Annotated in this window: 8 protein-coding genes; 3 read left to right on the forward strand and 5 right to left on the reverse strand. The window is 40.6% G+C overall.

What is annotated here, in order from left to right; translation table 11 throughout:
- Positions 1–68 precede the first annotated feature (68 nt).
- Positions 69–605 carry a nucleotidyltransferase family protein gene (locus HWQ36_RS21695; RefSeq protein WP_292706363.1) on the reverse strand — a complete coding sequence of 179 codons (537 nt, stop codon included), beginning with the start codon at positions 603–605 and terminating at the stop codon, positions 69–71.
- A gap of 194 nt (positions 606–799) precedes the next feature.
- On the opposite strand from HWQ36_RS21695, the gene HWQ36_RS21700 reads away from it, so the two are divergent.
- From HWQ36_RS21700 to cobO, 3 genes are all read left to right on the forward strand, one after another.
- Positions 800–2,068, forward strand: coding sequence for a plasmid pRiA4b ORF-3 family protein (locus HWQ36_RS21700; protein WP_292706365.1), 1,269 nt, complete (start codon positions 800–802; stop codon positions 2,066–2,068).
- 112 nt (positions 2,069–2,180) lie between these two features.
- Positions 2,181–2,636, forward strand: a complete 456-nt coding sequence (locus HWQ36_RS21705; RefSeq protein WP_292706367.1) for a GFA family protein — start codon at positions 2,181–2,183, stop codon at positions 2,634–2,636.
- A gap of 340 nt (positions 2,637–2,976) precedes the next feature.
- A complete protein-coding gene (gene cobO, locus HWQ36_RS21710) occupies positions 2,977–3,654 on the forward strand; it encodes a cob(I)yrinic acid a,c-diamide adenosyltransferase (protein WP_292706369.1) in 678 nt (225 codons plus the stop codon).
- An 8-nt stretch (positions 3,655–3,662) separates the two neighbouring features.
- Here the strand turns inward: cobO and HWQ36_RS21715 are convergent, their stop codons facing one another.
- The 4 genes from HWQ36_RS21715 to HWQ36_RS21730 all read right to left on the reverse strand — a co-directional run bounded on the left by HWQ36_RS21715 (position 3,663) and on the right by HWQ36_RS21730 (position 9,140).
- The gene (locus HWQ36_RS21715) at positions 3,663–4,370 is read right to left on the reverse strand and encodes a hypothetical protein (RefSeq protein ID WP_292706371.1); all 708 of its coding nucleotides are present in this window, start codon (positions 4,368–4,370) and stop codon (positions 3,663–3,665) included.
- A 460-nt stretch (positions 4,371–4,830) separates the two neighbouring features.
- Positions 4,831–5,814, reverse strand: a complete 984-nt coding sequence (locus HWQ36_RS21720) for an RNA polymerase sigma factor, RpoD/SigA family (protein WP_292706373.1) — start codon at positions 5,812–5,814, stop codon at positions 4,831–4,833.
- A 617-nt stretch (positions 5,815–6,431) separates the two neighbouring features.
- Positions 6,432–8,162 carry an ATP-binding protein gene (locus HWQ36_RS21725; protein ID WP_292706376.1) on the reverse strand — a complete coding sequence of 577 codons (1,731 nt, stop codon included), beginning with the start codon at positions 8,160–8,162 and terminating at the stop codon, positions 6,432–6,434.
- 183 nt (positions 8,163–8,345) lie between these two features.
- The gene (locus HWQ36_RS21730) at positions 8,346–9,140 is read right to left on the reverse strand and encodes a glutathione S-transferase family protein (RefSeq protein ID WP_292706375.1); all 795 of its coding nucleotides are present in this window, start codon (positions 9,138–9,140) and stop codon (positions 8,346–8,348) included.
- Positions 9,141–9,960 lie beyond the last annotated feature (820 nt).

The raw sequence follows: 9,960 nt of genomic DNA on the forward strand, positions 1-9,960 counted from the left end.
TGGGAGAAGGGGTTAGGGGATGAGGGCTATCAAGGTTTTTGCACATTTGGGATGCTCCCCTGTAACTTTTACGCCAAACGCAGATAAGAACACTTTTGTAAAAACCCAGATGCCTTATTGTGAGCATCTACGTTATGAGTATGTGCTGGTGTAGGTCGAATAATGCCATCAAACAGGTCATCTAATCCATAGGGAGTAAAAAATTGCCATTGGCCTTGTGCATCTAGTCGAACTCCAACAGCAGTAGCAGTATGCAGCCACTCTGCAACGGCATCCTCTGTACTAGTGTAGGGTTTGCTACCAAGCCGCCAACGAGCAAAACTGGCTTGATTTTTGACATCAAACTCGTCATGAGGAAATTGTTCTGTGAGAGTCGCTTTTGCTGCTAGTTCTTGAGAACGATTTTCTTCTATATCAAAGAATGCAATATCAAAATCTTTAATACCTAACCCACAGTCATTACCAAAAATCGAAGACCAAACAGTGTTTCGGATTGCACCACCAGCTAACCACCAGTTGGGTAGATTTAGTTGAGCGATCGCAGGTAATACTGTATCAATAGGTGTATCAGCTAAAATCATCTGTAAACGAGTGTTACTATTCATATCAAACTTCTGGGATTGTCAACTAGAAGATGAGAATATTATCATTCACATCTCATTAAGCTTACGGTCTTGATAGACCTCATCTGACACTTATGGGTCAAGATTTATTAGGATAATTTCGGTAGTCATAGTATAAAGAGAACAGGGTCATACAGAAGGTTAAATTGTGAATTGAGAATTTATAATTTTTATTTATGGAAGATTTATTTGCGCGGCTAGAACGCACACTCAACCCTGAACTACCTTCCTTAACAGAGTCACAACAACAACTCCTGCAAGAACTTAGTATTGATGAAAATCAACCCGGTACAATTTTGCGTGATTTTCAAATTCTGATAGATTTATTACAACCAAATGGAGTGGAAGTTAGTAGTGTTAATAATCTTCTACCACTGAAAGTACTATCCGAATTGAATTCTCTGTTAAGTCACCCAATTGAAACTAAACTCAAACGTCCCGTACAGAAATCATACCCTTACATCAATGGGCTATATCTGTTATTACGCAGTTCTGGGATAGCCCAAATTAAATCCCAAGGGAAGAAGCAGATTTTAGTTTTAGACGCAGCAACTTTGCAATCATGGTCAAATCTAAATGCAACAGAACGCTATTTCAATTTATTAGAAGCCTGGTTGATTTGGGGAAATAACGAAATATTAGGTGAACATCAAGATTCATTCGGGAATTTATTTAGATGTATTCAACTTTGGCCCCGCGTCCCAGATAAAGGTTTAAAATTCCCTAAATATGAACACCAACACGATATTAGTTATTACCCTGGTCTGCATAATGTTGCCCTGTTAGAGTTATTTGGATTGTTGTCTATTAAACATGGCAAACCAACAGAAGGCAAAGGATGGCGCATTACTAGTTTACAACGTTTGCCCTTTGGGGACGCTCTGTTACAATTACTATTTCCACTAGGTATCCGAGGAGAATTACAGGATGAGGTAAATGTAACTTTTGGAAAGTTGCAGTTACATTTTCAACCATTTTTTCCAGAATGGCAGCATAATTTATTTGTTTCCAAAGAAGGTTTTACTGATGGTATTTATATTTTTAAAGTGTCTCTTCATCAGCCTTGGAGACGCATTGCGATACCAGCCAAAAAGTCATTGGGCTGGCTAGCAGAGACAATTCTCGATGCTTTTGATTTTGACTATGACCATTTATATGAGTTTAGCTATAAAGACCGTTTTGGTCGCATAATTAAAATAGGTCATCCATACATGGAAACACCCCCATTTGCTGACCAAGTGCGGATTGGTGATTTGTCTCTAGAAGCGGGTGCTAAAATGACCTATCTTTATGATTTTGGTGATAACTGGAAATTTGATGTGCAGTTAGAAGCAATTAATCCACCTGATAATAAAATCAAAAAACCAAAGATTTTAGAAGTTCACGGAAATGCACCTCAACAGTATTGGAGTGAGGATGATGAATCGGATGAAGATGAAGGATGAGGGAGATTTAGGGAGACGCAGAGAATTCTGTTTGTGTCTATTAAAACCCGCTTTAAGATTGAGATAGTTTTAGTTACAATAAAGCAACACAAAATGTTAGGAGATAAAACTTGTGAGTCTTCCATATACTGGAGGTTGTCAATGTGGACAGATTCGTTATGAAATTCATGCCCAACCATTAACCCTTTACCTATGCCACTGCAAGGAGTGTCAGAAACAATCGTCTAGTGCCTTTGGTATGTCTCTTACAGTACTACGAGATGCTGTTGTAATTGTTCAAGGAAAACCGAAAGCTTGGACTCGGAAAAATGATAGTGGACGTGAAGTAAATAACCTGTTTTGTGGCGACTGCGGAACGCGATTGTTCCATGAAAGGACTTACCATTCAAATACTATCAATGTCAAAGCCGGAACCTTAGATGATACAAGTTGGTTATGCCCAGTGGGTAACATTTGGACACGCAGTGCCCAGTCATGGGTGATAATTTCAGATCAATTGCTCAACTATGACGGGCAACCAGAGGATACGCAGCCTTTATGGGAAAAATGGAAACAACAACATCCATAAATGCACAACTCCCGATATTAGACATCATACCCCTGGCACTTAAAGCATCTAACTCATGATTTTAACAAAGGAAATAATCATAAATTTTTATTGGTAAAATGCTTTAATGAACATATTAAATTATTTAAAACAGTAATAGTAAAATCAGATTATAAGTTCAGTTTGTATATCATAGATATTTCCACTTGTCTGTAAATCATTAATAAAACTAACACACTATTAATATTTCACATAAAAACTTACTGGACATTTCCAATCAAGTAGTTTAAGTGAAATTGGATAAGTAAGACGATTTTGGCTCATTCCCAACACTTTTAACAGTTATTTCTAGACAAGCTTGATGAAAAACGATACACCACAAGAATTAAACCAAGATCAAGAAATTGGGCGTTTGATTGATGAAGTAATGTCTTCATCTCTGACTGATGAACAGTACCGCAAAAAGATGCAGCGACGCAAGGAAGTGCAAGACAAGCGCATAGCAGAAGCTGTACCAGAAAAAGGATTAATTATTGTAAATACTGGTAACGGTAAGGGTAAAACTACTGCGGCCTTGGGTATGGTGTTACGATCGCTAGGTCACGGCTATAAAGTAGCGATCGTCCAATTCATCAAGGGAAGCTGGGAACCTTCAGAAAAAAGGGTTTTCAGCTATTGGGAAGACCAGATAGAATTTCACGCAATGGGCGAAGGCTTCACCTGGGAAACTCAAGACCGCGATCGCGATCTTGACAAAGCTAGCGCCGCCTGGGAAAAATCATTAGAATACATCCTCAACCCAGACTTTCATTTGGTGTTGTTAGACGAAATTAACATTGCCCTCAAAATGGCTTACTTACCATTAGAGGACGTTTTATCCGGTTTGGCGCAAAAACCAGCTAACAAGCACGTTATTCTCACAGGCAGAGGCGCACCAGCTGGTTTAATTGAGCGTGCTGACCTCGTAACCGAAATGACCTTAATTAAGCACCCTTTCCGCGATCAAGGCGTGAAAGCGCAACCAGGAATTGAGTATTAACTTAAAGATTATTTGCACATTTGCAACGTGCGGCGATCGCTCACTGTGATGGAATTTAACTGATAAAAGTCTTGCAGAGCCACCGAATAAGGATAACTGCTAAACTCATCTTCACTGACTTTAGGTAGTTTACTGTTTGCAGCTACCTGATTTGCCCCAGGAGTACTGGCTTCATTTGACGAACTATTAACCGTCATCGCCAACTCTCCTGACTTGTTGAGAGTACCCCGAAAACAATTAAATTCTGATTGGGGCATATACAACGCACCAGTTATCTTGTCCTGCTGCTTTTGAAATATGATGTAACCTTGACCAAGCTGGTTTGATTTTGGCGATTGACCATAGAGATAAACTCCATCTTTTACAGGAAAATTCACTTTTGGTAAACCTTCTGTACTTTTTGTAGCTCCCTGAGAATCTGGAACCAGCGCTGTGGTTTTAGGGAGTGTTTTTCCGCTCTGATGTACAAAAATCCCTCTCTCTCCAGCAGCCGCTCTCAGTTGACTTCTCTGCTCTCTAACTCTTCTTAGCTGCGACAAAAGGGAGTTGTCAGAGGTTTTGGCTGTCTGAATCTGAGCCGATGATAATGGAGAATCTGTAACCGGTACTACCTGAGCCTGCCTGCCTATAAAGCCCAAACCGAGAAGTAAGCCTAAGCCCGCTAGGGAAATTCCCCACTGGCGGGGAGATAAGAACTGATAAAGGTTGTTAAGCACCCTACTTCTCCTGTTAAAAAATCAACTAAGTTTTTTAGAACTTACTTAAACTATAACCAAGTCTTAATTTTCAAAGACTTTATTCACAACCTATATTACTATTGTCCAAAAAAGAAAACTGTCAAAAACTAAAGTTTTTATTTAATCCAGCCCAACAATCTTAGATTACCACCAGTTAGAGGAAGTAGAGCCAATACGGTTCGGATAAAGTTTTTTGATGAAAGTTATAGATCGCAAAGACGCGATAAATCGTCGTCTTTACAATGATCAGTCCTTTGTCTTGACGGCGATTTATCGCGTCTCTTTTCTTAACCGAACCGTATTGGAAGTAGAGCTGCGTAAACAATTAAAGGTTTGTAGTGTGGGCTATATTTTTCCTGGTTATCAGCAAAAAAAATCGCCCCCTGAATTCAGGAGGCGCATCATAACTTTAGAGACGCGAAATCCCGCGTCTCCATATTTAACTAGCAACGTATTCTTGGACATGGGCGCGACGGCGACGCAGATGAGCCAAAGCCTGATGCTCTAACTGGCGGACACGTTCGCGGCTGAGATTCAATCTCTCACCCACTTTCGCCAATGACATTTCGTTACCATCTTCTAAACCAAAGCGTAGAGCTAAAACTTCTCGCTGTTGCGGGGTTAGTTCAGCTAGCAGGTTGTTCAAATCTTGGCGTAAAAATTCCTGGTTGGTGTAATACTCTGGTGATGGGCCACTATCTTCGAGCATTTCTTGCAACTCAGTATCCTGGTTCTCGCCAACTTTGACATCCAAAGATACTGGTTGACGCGCCATGTTCAGGTACTCGCGGATCTGAGCAGGTTCTAGTTCCAGTTCTTTGGCAATTTCGGCTGGAGTGGGCGATCGCCCCAAGCTTTGAGCTAACTCACGCTGTACTTTCTTGATTTTGTTCAGTTTTTCGGTAATGTGGATCGGCAACCGGATAGTACGTCCTTGTTGAGCGATCGCGCGGGTAATAGCTTGGCGAATCCACCAGTAAGCGTAAGTCGAGAACTTATAACCCCTCATTGGGTCAAATTTCTCCACACCCCGCTCTAATCCTAGTGTTCCTTCCTGAATTAAATCCAGAAATTCCATATTTCGCTTTTGGTATTTTTTCGCAATAGCAACGACCAAGCGCAAATTCGCTTCGATCATTTTTTGCTTTGCTCGCTTACCTTGCGCTACCGTTTGTTGTACTTCAGTTTCCGATTGTTGAACCACGTCAGCCCACTCTGACATATCTGGTTCGCGTTGCAGTTTTTTCGCCAAAACCTCTTTGGCATCTATGAGCGTCATCATTTGTTGAACCTGCTTCCCATAGACAATCTCTTGCTCACGGGTTAGCAGTGGTACACGACCAATTTCTCGCAGATAGGTTCGCACCATATCAGCCGTGAATCTGGTATTGAGATTTTCCGTTTGGGTATTGACAGTAGGCATTGGTGCGTTGTCCTCTACTCCGTAAATAAAATGTATGTTTTCTTACTAAAATGGATGGATAAAGGTAGTAAATCTATCACAAAATATCAGGAGCTACTAAAAACAATTATCAATTGATAAAGAAGTTTTTAAGACCTTAAGCCCCCAAGATAGGTTCCCCTACTTCCCTAAATTTTCAATCTCTTATAAGCACACTGGTTATTTTTGAGAATTATTACTTTAGGTAGTTACTGAGAGCAACGAGAAAATCCGAAGTCGGTATGAGTTCCACTTAGTTTTATAGTACGACAAATCAGGCAGATAGTAAAGTATCTTAAGATAAAGCTTTCAATTATAATTCAAAATGGGTAGTTTGGAAAAAAATTTAGGCTTCCTTGAAATTACTGACTATATCTATAGTGACCCCAAAAACCCCTCTTCTGTTGCCAAAAACTAGCCGGATAACCGAACTTAATTTCTTGTGAGGATGGAGGGATGTTACGAATTAGTCATTGGTCATTGGTCATTGGTCATTAGTCATTGGTGAGCCAGTGCGGTCTTGGGGGTTTCCCCCATGAGCAACTGGTGAACCCGAAGGGTCATTAGCAAAGGACAAAGGACAAATGACAAATGACTATTTAAAATCCCAGGTCTGCTTTGGCGAGTTCAGCCGCTGCAAATACTTCCGCGTCAGGTTTTTCTTCCCAGGCTGGCTCACCAATTTCTTCGTAAAAAGTTGCGTCGTAAGGACGGGTACGTACTACTACTGGCATCGGAACGGCGTGACCTAAAATTAAAGCTTGTTGCTTAGAGTCTAACTTTGCCAATACCGATCGCAGTCCGCTACCACCAGATACACCCGTAAAAATCGCGTCAATGTCTTTTTCGTCATTAAGCAAAGCGGTAATGCGAGTTCCAATCTGGGACATAACTTCATTATCTATGCCTGATGGACGTTGATCAACTACCAAAAGTGTGACAAAATACTTACGCAACTCACGGGCAATAGTGCCAAAGATAGTGCTTTGTACCACCCCTGGATCTAGGAAACGGTGCGCTTCTTCAATGGTAATCATCAACGGCGTGGGGCGATCGCAAGGATTTTTGCTTTGCAGGAATTTATCTGCTTTTTTGACGTAATGCTCGTGGATACGTCTGGTGATCATGTTCGTCACCAACATATAAGAGAGCATATTAGACTGGGAACCAAATTCTATCACAACATTCTTCCCAGATTCCAAACATTGCACAATTTTACTAATGTAATTTTGGGGGCAAACCGCTCGCATATACTTCAAGCTGTCCATCCGCAAGAGTTTGCGCTGCAATGCCATAATCGAGCCTTTGTGTCCGCGCTTCTCGTCGCAGAACATCTCGATTTCTTCATTAGTCATGTTCAGCAGTTGGACAATCCAAGACTTGCCAAACTCACTATATAAAATATTGGCGTTATCTAGGGCTGCGTCAGAGAGTCCTAAATCTCGACTACATAACTTAATATCTTCAACTTCTATTTGCTCGTAACTCAAATAAAGTTCTTGAGCATCACGCACACCCCGGCGCTTCGTCGATTCGGGGTCAAGGGTATAAACTTCCACCTTACTTGGAAAAAGTTGCTTTAATCCCTTAACTGTATTGACGTTCTTTCCTTCTGCGACGGCTTCCCAGCCATACTCGGAGTGCATATCAAAAATCAAATTTACTGCCGCATTTTTACGGATAACACCTGCTAAAAGTAACCGCGTCAGAAAGGATTTACCAGTCCCAGATTTCCCGAAAACCCCATTACTTCGTTCCACAAAGCGGTTTAAATCGATACAAACAGGCACATCCATATCCAAAGGTTTACCGATGGAAAAATTGCGCCTTTGGGGGTCATCTTCCCAACCAAATACGCGGCGAAAGTCGTCAACACTGGCTTCGTAAACTTGACTAAAGTGGCTAGGAATAGTTTTAACAGGCAACAATTCCATCGTCGTGCTGGTTTGTGGCACAAAGGAAGCCAAACCCGTCACTGATGGGATAAAGGGATTTGCCGATTTGCCGTTTGTTGGGGAGAAAGATTCTTCCGATTCAGGAGTGAACATCAACATCGGCGCGAGGTTGATAGTACCGTAAGTGCCACTTCCGGCTAAAACATCTCGTAAAAAAGTGTCTTCCCAACTGGGAGGATTAGCAATAATTCGCGCATTAGCAGCCCCCAATGCTACATCTGTCAGCATACAAAAAAAACGCGATCGCATCCCTTGTACAACAAGAAACTTACCAACCCGCATATCTTCCACAGAAATGTCAGGATGCAATCGCACTTCTAAACCTTCAGTTAGAGAACCTTGAATGACCGAACCTAATGGCTGTCCCGAATTCATCTGATTAGTCATTGGTTATTTGTCATTTGTCATTTGTCATTTGTCATTTGTCATTGGTCATTTGTCATTTGTCATTGGTCATTGGTCACTAGTTATTAATTATTCTCCCTAATCTCCCGGTTGGTGAGCGAAGTCGAACCACATCCCCCTCATCCCCATGCCCAATTCCCAATTCTCAATTCCCTAATCAATCTGAATCGAAGTTGGCGCTCCCCCTGTTGCTGAAGTGGTACTAATTAATGGTTTACGGAATTGGGCGTAAATGCGATCGCGCCAGGTAAAGAATGGTTCATAATCTATATTCTCTGAAAAGATTGGCAATCCTTTTCCTCTAATAGAAGCTGGTAAATCCAGATAGGGACCAGAGGGGAATTTGAGCAATATCGATAAGCCAGCCACTGACAAGTCAGCTAAAGTCGGCTCATCTCCAGTTAAATAAGGACTATCTGCCAATAATAACGTTAGCGCTTCCAAGTCTTGTTTTAAAGATGCGATCGCAGACTGGATCGCATCTGGACTATAACCTACTCCAAAACCCAACACTGTCAGTAAGTCAGTAGGTACTCCTCCAACCAGACTTTTAAATATATCTGGTGTTGAGGTGGGTAATAAAGACTTGCGGAAATTTTGATCTTGACTTATGGCTGCAAATAGTGCCTTCCTACCTTTGATGCCTATAGATTCATCCGCCCATTCTTCTATCAATAAAGTTAAACCCCGTTTTTTGGGATCTTGAGGTATTATGGGGCGATCGGGATACTCTAAGTCTAAATACTTAGCTATTTCCGTAGAATCCGCAATATATTTATTCCGATCCTTTAATACTGGGACTTGTTTCTGACCAGTCAGCCGGAACAGTTCTACTTGTCCAATCCCAGGCGTAACCTCTATTTTGCGGTAATCTAGTCCTTTAAAATCTAGAACTAGGCGCACTTTCTCTGAGTATTGAGATAGTTCCCATTGGTATAATTCCAACATATCGTATACCTGATAACTGATCAACTTATTAAACTTTACAATTGTATCTTTAGTTAAAGTAATTTTTCTTTACATTAGTTGCTTTTTTGTCTATCTAATTGAGATTATGATTGAACTCATGCCTATTTTTTCGCAAAATCATCGATTTCAAAAGTATTATTTTCCGATTCAAATATCGAATCATTAAATAATTTCCTTCGGGATACATAAATAAACCTAACCGTTTAGTTGCAAATATTCAACAGTTATTTTAATTTCCTTTACTGTTAGAGGATGTTTGAAAAGTTTTTAGTGATGTATCAAATCCGTTTAGATCCCCCTAAATCCACGCCACCTCCTTCATTCGGGGAGACCCCTGTTCCCGCAGTGGCTCCCCTTAAAAAGGGGGACTTTGATCCGGGTTCCCCCCTTTTTAAGGGGGGTTAGGGGGAATCAATAAGCGCCTAAAATCACAGCCAACTACTTTTCAAACAACCTCTTAGACTAAGTTAATATATCTAGGTAATTAATCTCTGTGGTTTGGCTGAATAATTAATGGTTAATTCAGATATACCGCCTTGTATTATATGGGATTCAGTATTTTTTAAACTTATCAATTTACGTACAAATTTATATATTAAGTAGGCTTTTTAGTAAAATTTTTTCCATAGCTTATTGTAACTGAAACATTGGATATGTAAAATTTTCCTACTCTTTTAGAGTTGATGCTACACCAAGTGAGGCTTTTTAACTCTATGTTTCAGTGTGACGCAGAAAATATACTCATTAAACCACGTCTATCTTGAAACCTGTAGTTCAACTCTAATGAATAAGGATTTGC

It is taken from the genome of Nostoc sp. NMS2 (assembly GCF_017115105.1).
Lineage (GTDB): Bacteria > Cyanobacteriota > Cyanobacteriia > Cyanobacteriales > Nostocaceae > Nostoc.